Source organism: Cellulosimicrobium sp. KWT-B, assembly GCF_002127155.1.
In the GTDB taxonomy this organism is placed as follows: domain Bacteria; phylum Actinomycetota; class Actinomycetes; order Actinomycetales; family Cellulomonadaceae; genus Cellulosimicrobium; species Cellulosimicrobium funkei.
Window position 1 is genome coordinate 743,030 of the sequence record NZ_NEDO01000002.1, and the last position, 14,148, is coordinate 757,177.

The 14,148-nt window shown below is 72.4% G+C and carries 11 protein-coding genes and 2 tRNA genes; 10 read left to right on the plus strand and 3 right to left on the minus strand.

Going from position 1 to position 14,148, the window contains the following annotated elements:
- Positions 1-37: 37 nt before the first annotated feature.
- Both recF and B9L22_RS09485 read left to right on the plus strand, forming a co-directional pair.
- Positions 38-1,342 carry a DNA replication/repair protein RecF gene (gene recF, locus B9L22_RS09480; protein WP_086150129.1) on the plus strand — a complete coding sequence of 435 codons (1,305 nt, stop codon included), beginning with the start codon at positions 38-40 and terminating at the stop codon, positions 1,340-1,342.
- A gap of 106 nt (positions 1,343-1,448) precedes the next feature.
- On the plus strand, positions 1,449-1,949 hold the full coding sequence (locus B9L22_RS09485; RefSeq protein ID WP_061268303.1) for a DUF721 domain-containing protein: 501 nt from the start codon (positions 1,449-1,451) through the stop codon (positions 1,947-1,949).
- Positions 1,950-2,041: 92 nt separating this feature from the next.
- Here B9L22_RS09485 and B9L22_RS09490 read toward each other — a convergent pair whose 3' ends face one another.
- Complete coding sequence (locus B9L22_RS09490; RefSeq protein WP_086150130.1) at positions 2,042-3,604, minus strand: hypothetical protein; 1,563 nt, start codon at positions 3,602-3,604, stop codon at positions 2,042-2,044.
- 561 nt (positions 3,605-4,165) lie between these two features.
- Between B9L22_RS09490 and gyrB the strand changes: the two genes are divergently transcribed.
- From gyrB to B9L22_RS09515, 6 genes are all read left to right on the plus strand, one after another.
- Positions 4,166-6,241, plus strand: a complete 2,076-nt coding sequence (gene gyrB, locus B9L22_RS09495; RefSeq protein WP_233139968.1) for a DNA topoisomerase (ATP-hydrolyzing) subunit B — start codon at positions 4,166-4,168, stop codon at positions 6,239-6,241.
- Between the two features lie 183 nt (positions 6,242-6,424).
- Positions 6,425-9,064, plus strand: coding sequence for a DNA gyrase subunit A (gene gyrA / locus B9L22_RS09500; protein WP_044144050.1), 2,640 nt, complete (start codon positions 6,425-6,427; stop codon positions 9,062-9,064).
- On the plus strand, positions 9,061-10,065 hold the full coding sequence (locus B9L22_RS20500) for a DUF3566 domain-containing protein (RefSeq protein WP_233139918.1): 1,005 nt from the start codon (positions 9,061-9,063) through the stop codon (positions 10,063-10,065). Before gyrA ends, B9L22_RS20500 begins: the two co-directional genes overlap by 4 nt.
- A 127-nt stretch (positions 10,066-10,192) precedes the next feature.
- A tRNA-Ile gene (locus B9L22_RS09510) sits at positions 10,193-10,266 on the plus strand.
- Positions 10,267-10,293: 27 nt separating this feature from the next.
- Positions 10,294-10,413: a DLW-39 family protein gene (locus tag B9L22_RS20505; protein ID WP_021483216.1), complete on the plus strand. Its 120-nt coding sequence runs from the start codon at positions 10,294-10,296 to the stop codon at positions 10,411-10,413.
- Between the two features lie 38 nt (positions 10,414-10,451).
- A tRNA-Ala gene (locus B9L22_RS09515) sits at positions 10,452-10,527 on the plus strand.
- Between the two features lie 231 nt (positions 10,528-10,758).
- Here the strand turns inward: B9L22_RS09515 and B9L22_RS09520 are convergent.
- Positions 10,759-11,925 (minus strand): hypothetical protein, encoded by a 1,167-nt coding sequence (locus B9L22_RS09520; RefSeq protein WP_086150132.1) that lies wholly within the window; start codon positions 11,923-11,925, stop codon positions 10,759-10,761.
- 140 nt (positions 11,926-12,065) lie between these two features.
- Here B9L22_RS09520 and B9L22_RS09525 point away from each other — a divergent pair, with 140 nt between their 5' ends.
- A complete protein-coding gene (locus B9L22_RS09525) occupies positions 12,066-12,605 on the plus strand; it encodes a peptidylprolyl isomerase (protein WP_021483785.1) in 540 nt (179 codons plus the stop codon).
- A 107-nt stretch (positions 12,606-12,712) separates the two neighbouring features.
- Entirely contained in the window at positions 12,713-13,522 is an 810-nt protein-coding gene (locus B9L22_RS09530; protein WP_233139919.1) for a rhomboid family intramembrane serine protease, read from the plus strand.
- Between the two features lie 111 nt (positions 13,523-13,633).
- On the opposite strand, the gene B9L22_RS09535 is transcribed toward B9L22_RS09530, so the two are convergent.
- Positions 13,634-13,885 carry a cell division protein CrgA gene (locus B9L22_RS09535; protein WP_021483485.1) on the minus strand — a complete coding sequence of 84 codons (252 nt, stop codon included), beginning with the start codon at positions 13,883-13,885 and terminating at the stop codon, positions 13,634-13,636.
- Positions 13,886-14,148 lie beyond the last annotated feature (263 nt).

Here is a 14,148-nt window from a genome sequence, read left to right on the forward strand (position 1 = left end):
CCGGTCCCCTCCGACCTCCTCGACCTTCGCCGCACCGATGTACGTCTCGCACCTCTCCCTCGTCGACTTCCGCTCGTACGAGTCCGTCGACGTCGAGCTCGTCCCCGGCGTGAACGCGCTCGTCGGGCAGAACGGGCAGGGCAAGACGAACCTCGTCGAGGCGATCGGGTACGTCGCGACGCTCGCGAGCCACCGCGTCGCGGGCGACGCCGCGCTCGTCCGTGCGGGGGCTCCGCGCGCCGTCGTGCGGACCCGCGTCGTGCGGGGCGACCGGGCGAGCACCGTGGAGCTCGAGATCGCGTCGGGACGGGCCAACCGGGCGCGGATCAACCGTTCCCCGGCCCAGCGGCCGCGCGACGTGCTCGGCATCGTGCGGACCGTGCTCTTCGCGCCGGAGGACCTCGCGCTCGTCAAGGGCGACCCGGACGGACGGCGCCGCTTCCTCGACCAGCTCGCGGTGCTCCTGGTGCCGCGCGTGGCGGCGCTCCTCGCGGACTACGACCGGGTGCTGCGCCAGCGCGGCGCGCTGCTCAAGTCGGCGACGGCGCTGCGCGGGCGCGGCCGGCGGAGGCCGTCCGCCGTCGAGCCGCCGCCCGACGACGACGCACCCGAGACCGCGGCCTCGCCGCTCGCGACGCTCGAGGTGTGGGACGCGCGTCTCGCGAGCCTCGGCGCGGAGATCACGGCGCTGCGCCTGCAGCTCGTGGCCGCGCTCACGCCCTACGTCGCGGAGGCGTACGAGCAGGTCAGCGCGGGGCAGGGCGAGGCGCGCATCGCGTACCGCTCGTCCGTGGACGAGGCGCTCGACGCGGACGACGGTCCCGTGGGGCCGCCCGCCACAGGTGACGCCGCGGACCCGGGCGACGCACCGGCGTCGGGCATCCCCGACGTGGCGACGCTCGAGAGGCGCATGCTGGAGGCCATGGAGGCCGTGCGCGCGAAGGAGGTCGACCGCGGGGTGAACCTCGTCGGTCCCCATCGCGACGACCTCGTCCTCACCCTGGGCGGCCTCCCGGCGAAGGGCTACGCGAGCCACGGCGAGTCGTGGTCGTTCGCGCTCGCGCTGCGGCTCGCGTCGTACCGGCTGCTGCGCGACGGCGCCCCCGCGGGCCTCGACTCGCTCCTGTGGGCGGACCAGTGGGGGCCCGACGGCGAGCCGATCCTCGTGCTCGACGACGTGTTCGCCGAGCTCGACGTCCGGCGGCGCGAGCGGCTCGCCGAGCTCGTGGCCGACGCGGGCCAGGTGATCATCACCGCGGCCGTGCCCGACGACGTCCCGAGCCGGCTCGACGGCGCGCGGTTCGCCGTGCACGACGGGACGGTGCACCGTGTCGAGGACTGAGCCCGCGGACCGGGATCCGGCGGACCGCCAGGACGACGACGCGCGCCCCGGCACGGCCGACGACCTCCCGGAGCGACGCGCCACGGGGCTGCCCGTCGGCCACGTCGTGGAGCTGACCCCGCCGGCGGAGGTGGCGCGACAGGCCCTGAACCGCGCCAAGGCGGCGGCGCGCGCGAAAGGGCTGCGGCCCGGGCAGGAGCCTCGCCGACGCATCCTCGCGGACCCGCCGACGTCGGGCGCGCGCCCGGGCGGCCGCGACCCGCAGCTCCTGGGCGACGTCGTCGCGCGCCTGCTGCGCGAGCGGGACTGGGTCGCGGACGTGTCGGTGGGGGGCGTCGTCGGGCGGTGGCGCGAGGTCGTGGGCGACCAGGTCGCCGACCACTGCGAGCCCGAGACGTTCGAGGACAAGGTGCTCGTCGTGCGGGCCGACTCGACGGCGTGGGCGACGCAGGTGCGGCTCCTCACGCCGCAGCTGCTCGAGCGGCTCGCGCGCGAGGTGGGCGAGGGGGTCGTCGAGACGGTGACCGTCCTCGGGCCGGCGGGCCCGAGCTTCCGCCGGGGGAAGAAGTCCGTCCGCGGGCCGGGTCCCCGCGACACCTGGGGCTGAGAGGGTCCGGACCGACGACGAGGCCCGCCGTGCAGGGGGCACGGCGGGCCTCGCGGGTGGTGACCGGGGCGTTGGTCACCACGTCAGGGGGGTCAGGCCTGGGCGCGACGGCGCAGCCAGAGCACCAGGGCCCCGCCGCCGACGAGCAGCGCGGCGAACGCGGCCGCGCCGGCGACCGTCGCACCGGTCGTGGCGAGCGCGGGGCCGGTCGGCTCCTCGGGTCCGGCGACGTCCTCGACGGCCACGGGGGCGACGGGCGGGTTCGCGCACGCGCTCGTCGCCGGCGGGTACTCGACCACGGTCGAGTACGACGGGTTGACCTCGAACAGCACCTCGGCACCGTCGCGGGTCCAGGCGTAGTTGCCGTCGGTCTCCGTGTACGAGCCGTCCTCGTTCCGGACGAACCCGGGCCACTGCCTCGGCTCCTCGGCGGAGGCGCCCGGCCACAGGAGGGTCCCGCTGAGCGGCTGGTCCGTCACGACGTAGTCCTCGCCGCCGTTCGGGTGCAGGAAGGTGATCGTCAGCGGGGTCTCCGAGTCGACCGTCACGCCCTCGGGCAGCCCGATCTCGTAGCCGAGGTACGGGACGTCGCCCTGGCAGACGGCGCCGATCTCGCCGGGCACGAGCGCGCACGCCTCGTCGGACGGCAGGAGGTCCTCGAGCGGGAAGAGCGCGAACCGGCCGTCCTCGGTCACGAGGTAACCCAGCTCCTCGGTCTGGGGGGAGAAGGTCGCCGCGGCGTCCTTCGGCTCGGCGACGACGCCCTCGTCCGTGAGGGTGTACCGGACGTCCTCCGACTCGGCGGGGAGGTTCTGCTCCGTGAGCTCGGTGCCGCAGACCTCGACGGCGGTCGGCACGGCCGGCGTGACGAGGACGTCGACCTCCTCCTGGACCGGCTGGGCGGGCGCACCGGGCCTCGGGGTGTCGCACGCGCCCTCAGGCAGGAGATCGGCGAGGTCCTGGTGGTCCCACGCGACGAGCGTGCCCTCGGGGAACTCCCCGAGGTGCTTGCCGTCGGGCGAGTAGCGGATGTCCGTCGGGAGGTCGTCGAGACCGCCGGGCAGGTCCACGAGGTCCTGCTGGACGGCCCAGGCGGTGCACAGCCCGGCCGCGTCGACGTCCGGCTGGATCGCCCGGGCGACCTCGCGCACGTCGTCCAGGTCGAGGGGCTGCACGACCCACGCCTTGTCCCACGGCTTCTCGGGCGGGGTGATCTCGGCGCTCGTGACGATCTTCTGCGGGCCGGAGTTCTCCCAGGCCGCGTCCTTCGTGCTGTCCAGCTTGGGGTAGACGTAGACGCCGACCTGGACCGGGGCGTCGGGTGTCTCGCAGGCCCGGGTCGAGCCGGACCGCTCGTAGTCGTACTGGCGGCCGTCAGACGCGTCGACGGAGACGGTCCAGGTGTGGTCCTGCGTGGGGTCGAGGTCGTACGACCGCGTGAGCTGGCGCTCGAAGGTCGTGGACTCGACCTCCTTCCCGTCCACGGTGACGGTGAGCTCGTTGCTCTTCTTCGAGTAGGCCCAGAGCTTCACCGAGAGCGTCGTGCAGTCGGCGGTGACGTCGGGCGTGTGAGCGGAGGCGGGTGCCGCGGTGGCCACGAGCAGGCCGCCGAGCGCGAGCGCCGTCGCCGCAGCGCTCGCGAGGAGTCTCTTCACTGAGTGGGGTCCCTTCGGGGTCGAGCCGCCCGCGTGATATCGCTGCTGCGCGGACGACGCGCGAATCAGGATGGTGTGTGGTATTAGACCACTTTCCGCGTGAAACACCGATTCCCGACTTGTCGGTTGCGGTAGCGCTCCCACCTGGAGCGCAGGACGGTTGCTGCGGGCACTTTTTCGACGACCGTCGACGGTCGCCCGAGTGTCGTGCACAGAGCCTGTGGACAACCGTGTGGAGAACTTCCGCCGGGACGGCGCGGATCGCGTCGCGAATGTCCTGCGAGATGTCCTCCGGACGGCCGAGATCCGCGGAATTCGGCTCGTGGCGGGTAGACTGGGGAGGTCATTCCGGGTCTTGTCACCACCCGCCCGCGCAACCCGTCCGCGGTGCCTCCACCGGCCGTCCGCGGCCGGTCGGACGCTCCTCGCACGGAGCAGGCGCAGGCGGCGGTGCGGGCCCGGAACCTTTGAGCAGCGGCGGCCGGTCCGGCACGGACACGGCGGTCGCGCGCACGACGACGAGGAGCAGTCCTGCCCGTGGCAGAGCACACCGACACCGCCATCCCCGACCCGACGGCGTCCGCGGAGGCGGCACCCTCGGCGGGCGGCGGCTACGACGCGAGCAACATCACCGTCCTCGAGGGCCTCGAGGCGGTCCGCAAGCGTCCGGGCATGTACATCGGCTCCACCGGTGAGCGCGGTCTCCACCACCTTGTGTACGAGATTGTGGATAACTCTGTGGACGAGGCCCTCGCCGGGCACGCGGACACCATCGACGTGACGCTCCTGGCCGACGGCGGCGTGCGCGTCGTCGACAACGGCCGTGGCATCCCCGTGGCGATCCACCCGACCGAGGGCAAGCCGACGCTCGAGGTCGTCATGACGATCCTCCACGCCGGGGGCAAGTTCGGCGGCGGCGGGTACGCCGTCTCCGGCGGTCTGCACGGCGTGGGCATGTCGGTCGTCAACGCGCTCTCGACGCGCATGGTGTCCGAGGTCCGGCGCGACGGGTACGCGTGGCGGCAGGAGTTCACCGAGGGCGGGAAGCCGGTCGCGCCGGTCGAGCGGCTCGAGCCGTCGCAGGAGACGGGCACGACGCAGACCTTCTGGGCCGACCCGGAGATCTTCGAGACCACCGACTACGACTTCGAGACCCTGCGTGCGCGCTTCCAGCAGATGGCGTTCCTCAACAAGGGGCTGCGCATCACGCTGACGGACGAGCGTCCGGCCCACCTCGACACCGGCGACGAGGTGACGGGCGGGGACGACGCGGTGGCGGACGCCGACGGCGTCTCGGAGGCCGACGGCACCGCGGCGGCCGGCTCGTCCCCCGCGCGCACCGTGACCTACAAGTACGACGGCGGCCTCGTCGACTACGTGAAGCACCTCAACACGGCGAAGAAGGTCGAGCTCGTCCACCCCGACGTCATCGACTTCGAGTCGGAGGACACGGAGAAGCGCATCTCGGTCGAGATCGCGATGCAGTGGACGAGCGCGTACTCGGAGTCCGTCCACACCTACGCGAACACGATCTCCACGACGGAGGGCGGCACGCACGAGGAGGGCTTCCGTGCGGCGATGACCTCGCTGGTCAACCGCTACGCGCGCGACAAGGGCATCCTCAAGGAGAAGGACGAGAACCTCACGGGCGACGACATCCGCGAGGGCCTGACGGCGGTCATCTCGGTGAAGCTCGGCGAGCCGCAGTTCGAGGGCCAGACGAAGACGAAGCTCGGCAACACCGAGGCCAAGACCTTCGTGCAGCGCGTCGTGCACGAGCAGCTCACCGACTGGTTCGACGCGCACCCGAACGAGGGTCGCGACGTCATCCGCAAGGCGATCCAGGCGTCGCAGGCGCGTCTCGCCGCCCGCAAGGCGCGCGAGGCCACCCGCCGCAAGGGCCTGCTCGAGTCCGGCGGCATGCCGGGCAAGCTGCGCGACTGCCAGTCGAACCGCGCGGAGGAGTGCGAGATCTTCATCGTCGAGGGTGACTCCGCGGGCGGCTCGGCCGTGCGCGGGCGCAACCCCCGGACGCAGGCGATCCTGCCGATCCGCGGGAAGATCCTCAACGTCGAGCGCGCGCGCCTCGACCGGGCCCTGTCCAACCAGGAGGTCCAGTCGATCATCACGGCGTTCGGCACCGGCATCGGCGAGGACTTCGACCTCACGAAGCTCCGGTACCACAAGATCGTCCTCATGGCCGACGCCGACGTCGACGGCCAGCACATCGCGACGCTCCTGCTCACGCTGCTGTTCCGGTACATGCGCCCGCTCATCGAGAACGGGCACGTCTACCTCGCGCAGCCGCCGCTCTACCGGCTCAAGTGGTCGAACGCCCCGCACGACTACGTGTACTCCGACAAGGAGCGCGACGCGTTCCTCGCCGCCGGGCAGGCCGCCGGCAAGCGGATCCCCAAGGAGAACGGGATCCAGCGCTACAAGGGTCTGGGCGAGATGGACTACTCGGAGCTGTGGGACACGACCATGGACCCCGAGCACCGCACCCTCAACCAGGTGACCCTCGACGACGCCGCGGCGGCCGACGAGATCTTCTCCGTCCTCATGGGCGAGGACGTCGAGTCCCGCCGGAGCTTCATCCAGCGCAACGCGAAGGACGTGCGGTTCCTTGACATCTGAGCCGCTCCTCGCGGAGCCGGGGGGCGGCAGGACCGGACGCCCCGGCGCGGCCCGCCCTCCCGGGCGGGTCCGGAGGTCTTCCAGGACGACGACGCACGAAGAGACGAACGAACGAGGTAGACCGTGACCGACGAGCAGAACCCCGAGAACGAGCCCACGGCTCCCGGCGACGGGTCCGAGGAGATCGTGCACGCCGACGGGACGGCGGTCGCGGTGCACCACGGGCGCATCGAGCAGGTGGACCTGCAGCTCGAGATGCAGCGGTCGTACCTCGACTACGCGATGAGCGTCATCGTGGGTCGTGCGCTGCCGGACGTGCGCGACGGCCTCAAGCCCGTGCACCGGCGCGTGCTGTACGCGATGTACGACGGCGGCTACCGCCCCGACCGCTCCTACTCGAAGTGCTCGCGCGTCGTCGGCGACGTCATGGGCAAGTTCCACCCGCACGGCGACAGCGCGATCTACGACGCGCTCGTGCGCCTCGTGCAGGACTGGTCGCTGCGCTACCCGCTCGTCGCCGGCCAGGGTAACTTCGGCTCCCCCGGCAACGACCCGGCGGCCGCCCCGCGGTACACCGAGTGCCGCATGGCGCCGATCGCCATGGAGATGGTCCGGGACATCGACAAGGACACCGTCGACTTCCAGGACAACTACGACGGCCGCACCCAGGAGCCGTCGGTCCTGCCGGCCCGGTTCCCGAACCTGCTGGTCAACGGCTCGGCGGGCATCGCCGTCGGCATGGCGACCAACATCCCGCCGCACAATCTCCGCGAGGTCGCGGCGGGCGTGCAGTGGCACCTCGACCACCCGGACGCCTCGCGCGAGGAGCTCCTCGCGGCGCTGCTGCAGCGCATCAAGGGCCCGGACTTCCCCACGGGCGCCACGATCCTCGGCCACAAGGGCATCGAGGAGGCGTACCGCACGGGCCGCGGCTCGATCACCATGCGCGCCGTGGTCAACGTGGAGGAGATCCAGGGCCGCGTGTGCCTCGTCGTCACGGAGCTCCCCTACCAGGTGAACCCGGACAACCTGGCCGCGAAGATCGCGGACCTCGTCAAGGAGGGCCGCGTCCAGGGGATCGCGGACATCCGCGACGAGACGTCGGGCCGCACGGGCCAGCGCCTCGTCGTCGTGCTCAAGCGCGACGCGGTGGCGAAGGTCGTCCTCAACAACCTGTACAAGCACACCCAGCTCCAGGACACGTTCGGCGCGAACATGCTGGCGCTCGTCGACGGCGTGCCGCGCACGCTGAGCCTCGACGCGTTCGTCCGGCACTGGACGACGCACCAGCTCGACGTCGTCGTGCGCCGCACGCGGTACCTGCTGGCGGAGGCCGAGCGCAGCATCCACATCCTGCGCGGGTACCTCAAGGCGCTCGACGCGCTCGACGAGGTCATCGCGCTGATCCGGCGCTCGCCCGACGTCGAGGAGGCCCGCACGGGCCTCATGGAGCTGCTGGGCGTCGACGAGGTCCAGGCGACCGCGATCCTCAACCTCCAGCTGCGCCGTCTGGCGGCCCTGGAGCGGCAGAAGATCCTCGACGACCACGACGCGCTCGAGCGCCAGATCCTCGACTACCAGGACATCCTGGCGAAGCCGGAGCGGCAGCGGTCGATCGTGGGCGACGAGATGGGCGAGATCGTCGCGAAGTACGGCGACGAGCGTCGGACGACGATCCTCCCGTTCGACGGCGAGGTCTCCATCGAGGACCTCATCGCCGAGGAGGAGATGGTCGTCACCATCACGCGCGGCGGGTACGTGAAGCGGACGCGCAGCGACAGCTACCGCGCCCAGAAGCGCGGCGGCAAGGGCGTGCGCGGCACGCAGCTGCGCGAGGACGACATCGTCGACCACTTCTTCGTGACGACGACGCACCACTGGCTGCTGTTCTTCACGAACCTCGGCCGCGTCTACCGCGCGAAGGCGTACGAGCTCCCCGAGGGCGGGCGCGACGCCAAGGGCCAGCACGTCGCGAACCTGCTCGCGTTCCAGCCGGGCGAGAAGATCGCCCAGGTCCTCGACCTGCGCGACTACGACGCGGCGCAGTACCTGGTGCTCGCGACGCGTCGCGGCCTCGTGAAGAAGACGCGGCTGTCGGAGTACGACTCGCCGCGCTCGGGCGGCCTCATCGCGATCAACCTGCGCGAGGACGAGTCCGGGACGCCCGACGAGCTCGTCGCGGCGCTCCTCGTGGACGCCGACGACGACCTCATCCTCGTGTCGCGCAAGGGCCAGTCCATCCGCTTCCCCGCCGACGACGACACGATGCGGCCGCTCGGCCGCGCGACGTCGGGCGTCACGGGCATGAAGTTCCGCGACGGCGACGAGCTGCTCTCGGCCGACGTGGTCGAGGAGGGCTCCGACCTCTTCGTCGTGACGGAGGGCGGGTTCGCGAAGCGCACGCGGATCGACGAGTACCGCGTCCAGGGCCGCGGCGGTCTGGGCATCAAGGTCGCCAACCTGGTGGAGGCTCGTGGAGATCTCGTGGGGGCTCTGGTGACGGAGGCCGACGACGAGGTCCTGGTCATCATGGAGCGCGGGAAGATCGTGCGGTCCGCGGTCGGCGAGGTGAACCTCACCGGTCGGAACACGCAGGGGGTGACGTTCGCGAAGCCCGACAAGGGCGACCGCATCATCGCGGTCGCGCGGAACGTCGAGCGTCGTCTCGGAGAGGATCGGGATACCGTGGAGGGCGAGGACGGGACCGGCACGGCCCCGGGCGTCACCGACACGAGCAGCGCACCGACCACCGACGCGACCGCCTCGTCCGACGGGGCGGGCGGGACCGACCCGGCCCCCGGAACCACCGAGGAAACCAGATGAGCAGCGAGAACAACGCACCGCCGACCATCACGCCGCGGCTGACCGTGCCGCGGCCGGACACGGACGCGTCGGCACGCTCCGGGGCCGCGTCCCCGAGCCGGCACGGCGAGGCGGACGGGACGTCGTCGAACGGCTCGTCGAAGAAGGGCTCGTCGAAGGGCGCCTCGGCGGCGGCGACCCCGCGTGACGGGGCGTCGGCCGCCGTCCCGCCGCCTCCCCCGCCGCCCCCGGGCCCGTCCGCCCAGGCGGCGCCCGCGCAGGGCACGGTGGACGACGACGGCATGGAGCGCGCGTCGGGCGAGAGCCGTGTCGCGGTCGCGCGTGCCGGGGCGGTGAAGGCGGCGGCCGCGGCGATCGCGGCGGCGAAGACGGCCGCGAAGAAGGTGTCGGCGGCGGTCCCCGCCGCACCCGCAGAGACGGAGCCCGAGCGCGGGCACGACGAGATCGACGACGAGACGGTGAGGCGCGTGCCCACGACCACCTCGGCCCCCACGAGCGCGGCGACCGCCGGCGCTCCCGCCGGGGCCTCCATGCACTACTCCGCCGCCGGGGTGACGGGCACCGCGAGCCCGCTCACGGGCGCCACGCCCGCCGTGGGGACCGCGACGGGCGCGACGCCCGCCGTCCGGCCCGACGGCGGCCCGCGCCGCGTGCGGCTCGCGGTCTCGCGCATCGACCCGTGGTCCGCGATGAAGCTCGGCTTCCTCCTCGCGGTCGCCATCGGGATCATGACCGTCGTCGCGACCGCCGTCGTCTGGTACGTGCTGGACGGCATGCAGGTCTTCTACAAGATCGAGGAGCTGTTCACGCAGATCGTCGGCACGGAGACGGACGTCGACATCCGTCAGTACGTCGCGTTCGGCCGCGTGATCTCGATCGCCACGCTGCTCGGCGTGGTGAACGTCGTCATCATCACGGCGCTCTCGACGATCATGGCGTTCCTGTACAACATCGTCGCGGCGCTCGTGGGTGGCGTGCACCTCACGCTCACCGACGACTGACCGCGCACCGGCTCCCCGACCGGGAGGCACGGGCCCTCGGTTTGGGTCTGCGGCTCCCGGTGGGGTAACCTCAATCGCTGCCTGCGAGCGGAGCAGCCCTCCTGGGGCTGTCCGGCGAGGCGCGTGCGGGCCTATAGCTCAGACGGTTAGAGCGCTTCCCTGATAAGGAAGAGGTCAGAGGTTCAAGTCCTCTTAGGCCCACTGCCAACCCACTCGAGGGGGAACACCATGAAGAAGCTTCTGCTCCTGCTCCTCGCCGCCGGCGCCGGGTACCTCGTGTGGCGCAAGTACACGGAGGACAACGCCGAGCGCGACCTCTGGGCAGAGGTCACCGACACCTTCGAGTGAGCACCTCTCGCCGCTGACCGGCCCCGGCCGCGTCACCCGGGGCCATGGCGCAATTGGTAGCGCACCTGCTTTGCAAGCAGGGGGTTGGGGGTTCGAGTCCCCCTGGCTCCACCATCGTCACGACCACGAAGACCCCGTCCGGCTGCGGACGGGGTCTTCGTGCGTCCGGCCTCGGCGTGCCCGCCGCCGAGGCTGTGTGCCGCCGCCGAGGCTGTGTGCCGCCGCCGTGCCGCCGCCGTGCCCGCGTGCTCGTGAGGTGTCCGCCCTGGGGACGACGAGGGGCCCGTCCCTGCTGGGACGGGCCCCTCGTCGTCTGTCGCCGTCCGAGGACGGCGGGGTGGAGCGTCAGGCGTCGTCGGCCTTCTTGGCGGCGTCCTGCGCCGCGGACTCGGCGGCCTCGCGGGCCTTCTTGCCCGCGTCGCCCAGGTCGTCCTTGGCGTCCGCGGCGGCGTCCTTGACGTCCTCCGCCGTGTCCTTCACCGCGTCCTTCGCGCCGGCAGCGCCGCCGCGGGTGGTGCTGCGTGCCCGGCTCGTCGCCTTCTTCGCGGCGTCCTTCGCGTCGGAGACGGCCTCGGTGACGCGGTCGGTGACGTCGTCGCGGACCTCGGCGGCGCGCTCGGCCAGCTTGTCCGTGGCCTCGCGGCCCTTCGCGACGGCGGCACCCGCGGCCTCGCCGATCGACTCGGCGGCATCCCCGACGGCGTGCTTGGCGTCGCCGACGACGTCGTCGAAGTGGACCTGCTGCTGCTCCTGCTCCCACGGCTCGGCCCAGGGGTCGGTCGTGGGCTGCGCGCGGCGGTAGAGCACGTAGCCGACGCCCGCGGCGGTCACGCCACCGGCGATCCACCAGAGCGTGCGGCCCTTGCCCTTCGAGGAGTCCGCCTCGGCGGCCTTGGCCGCCGCCTTGTCCGCGGCCGCGGCGAGCTTGGCGGCCGCCTTCTCCGCGGTCTTGTCGGCGTGCTTGGCGGCCTTCTTGCCGGCCTTGCCCGCGGACTTCTGCGCCTGCTTCGCGGCCTCCGTCGTCGCCTTCTTGGCCTGCTTCGCGAGCTTGCGCGCCTTCTTGCCCGACGCGGCGGCTGCCGCGGCCGTGGCGGCGGCGGTCGCCTCGGCCGCGTTGTCCGCGGCGCGCTGGGCGGAGTCGGCCGCGCTGGCGGCGGCGGCGTTGAAGCTCGCGACGATCTTCGGCAGCACGTCCTCCACGAGGCGGTCGTGCGCCGTGTCGATCGCGGGCGCGGCCTTGGTCGCGGCCTTCTCGACGCGCGGCGCGGCGGCCTGGATGCTGTCCTGCCACGCCTTCTCGACGCGCGGCTGGAGCCACTCGAGGAACGCCTCCACCTTGGGCGTGCCCCACTCCTTGGCGTGCACCGCGGCGTCCTTGGCCTGGTCCGCGAGCTGGGTCGCGGCGCTCTGCGCGGTCGCGGCGGCCTGCGCGGCCTGTTCCTTCAGCTTCTCGGTGTCGATCGACTCGAGCGTGTCCTTGACGGAGTCGCTCGCTGAGCGAGTACGGGTCATGCGTGCTCCCCGGGGTCGTCGTCCGACGGGACGAATGTGCGGATGCGATGCGTTTCCGCCCACTCTGCCACCACCCCGGCCACGCCGCGAGACATCGCCCCGGACGGGTCGGGCGCGGGTCTCGTGGGAAGATGGTGCCCATGTTCGCAACCCTCCACACGACCGCAGGTGACATCCGGATCGAGCTCCTGCCGAACCACGCCCCGAAGACGGTGGCGAACTTCGTCGGGCTCGCCCAGGGCACCACGACGTGGTCCGACCCCCGCACCGGCGCCGAGCGCACCGAGCCCTTCTACGACGGCCTGATCTTCCACCGCGTGATCCAGGACTTCATGATCCAGGGCGGCTGCCCGCTCGGGACCGGCACCGGCGGCCCCGGCTACACGTTCAACGACGAGATCCACCCCGAGCTCCAGTTCGACCGCCCGTACCTGCTGGCGATGGCGAACGCGGGCGTGCGCCGCAACCCGGTCACGGGCGAGGCCGAGGGCACCAACGGGTCGCAGTTCTTCATCTCGACGGTCCCCACGCCGTGGCTCAACGGCAAGCACACGATCTTCGGCGAGGTCGCGGACGACGAGTCCCGCGCCGTCGTCGACGCGATCAACGCGACGCCCACGCGTCCGGGCGACCGCCCGCAGGAGGACATCGTCATCACGTCCGTCACCATCGAGGACTGACCATCTCGGCGACACCTCCCGGGCCACCCGGCCCGCCGGCGTACGGGACGGCCGGACCGCACGACGGTCCCGCCGTCCCGCCGGTGTGCCCGCGGCACCCCGACCGCGTGTCGTACGTGCGCTGCCAGCGGTGCGGGCGCCCGGCGTGCCCCGAGTGCCAGCGACCGGCCGCGGTCGGCGTCCAGTGCGTCGACTGCGTGCGCGACGCCGCCCGCCAGGCGCCGACGCAGCGCACCGCGCTGGGTGGGAAGGTGCGCGGCGGGCCGCCCGTCGTGACGTTCACGATCATCGGCCTGTGCGTCGTGAGCTGGCTCCTCCAGCTCGTCACGGGCGGCACGTGGACGAACATGCTCGCGTTCGCGCCCTGGGTCGGCGAGCTGCAGCCCTACCGCTTCCTCACGGCGGCGTTCCTGCACTCGACGAGCCCCGTCCACATCCTCTTCAACATGTACGCCCTGTGGATCACGGGCCCGTTCCTCGAGCAGCAGCTCGGCCGGCTGCGCTTCACGGCGCTCTACCTGCTCTCCGCGCTCGGCGGCTCCGTCGGCTACCTGCTCCTCGCGGGGGGCCCGACGTCGGAGGCCTGGTACCAGCCCGTCGTCGGCGCCTCGGGCGCGGTGTTCGGCCTGTTCGGGGCGATCCTGCTCGTCCTGCGCCGGACCGGCCGCAACGCGATGCAGATCGTCGTGCTCATCGGCATCAACTTCGCGATCGGGCTGTTCTTCCCCGGCATCGCGTGGCAGGCCCACCTGGGCGGTCTCGTGGTGGGGCTCGCGCTCGGCGCCGCCTACGCCTACGCGCCGCGCGAGCGTCGCACCCTCGTGTCCGTGGGGGCGACGGTCGTCGTCGTGGTGGCGCTGGTCGCCGCCTCCTGGCTCACCTACGCCGCTGCGGACCAGTTCGGCCATCTCACCTGACGAGGCGGCCACAGGAGTTATCCCCAGGGTTACTCACAGGTGTGGAACTACACCGGTGTGAGGCCCGGCCCGACGGCACCGGGCGGGGCCCAGGCCCCGCCCGGCGTGCGGCTACTTCCAGCGCGTCGTGAGCGCGAAGCCCGCGATGATGAAGGCGAAGCCGACCCCCAGGTTCCACGCGCCGAGCGGCGGGACGGGGAGCTGCTTCGGACCGCTGAGGTAGAACAGCACGATCCACGCGAGCCCGACGAGCATGAGCCCGAGCATCGTGGGCACGAGCCAGCGCGGGTTGCCCGTCTCGGGCTTTGGCACGCTCGGCGGACGCTGCGGCTTGGGCTTCTTGCGCGACTTCGACTCGGGCACGAGGGTGGGCTCCTGTCCTGGTGGGGCTCGCTGCGCCGGCGCCGGGACGCACCGCGGGAGCGGACGCCTGCCGTCGTCGTGCAGGAACCGTGCATGGGTCGGGCGAAGGTCGTCGACGCGCCGCGAGGCTCTGCCGGAGCACAGGTCCGTCACGATCGTGGACGACGTTCGTCGACTAGCGTAGTGGGCGCACACAATAGGCACGGACACCGCGCGCGGAGGACGTGCCGCGAGGTGTGCCGCGCACGACCTCAGCACCACGC

Bases quoted from the DNA above. Each gene is read 5' to 3' on its own strand.
- B9L22_RS09520 (WP_086150132.1), bottom strand. From the start codon at position 11,925: ATGACCCGTACTCGCTCAGCGAGCGACTCCGTCAAGGACACGCTCGAG.
- B9L22_RS09525 (WP_021483785.1), top strand. From the start codon at position 12,066: ATGTTCGCAACCCTCCACACGACCGCAGGTGACATCCGGATCGAGCTC.
- B9L22_RS20500 (WP_233139918.1), top strand. From the start codon at position 9,061: ATGAGCAGCGAGAACAACGCACCGCCGACCATCACGCCGCGGCTGACC.
- recF (WP_086150129.1), top strand. From the start codon at position 38: ATGTACGTCTCGCACCTCTCCCTCGTCGACTTCCGCTCGTACGAGTCC.
- B9L22_RS20505 (WP_021483216.1), top strand. From the start codon at position 10,294: ATGAAGAAGCTTCTGCTCCTGCTCCTCGCCGCCGGCGCCGGGTACCTC.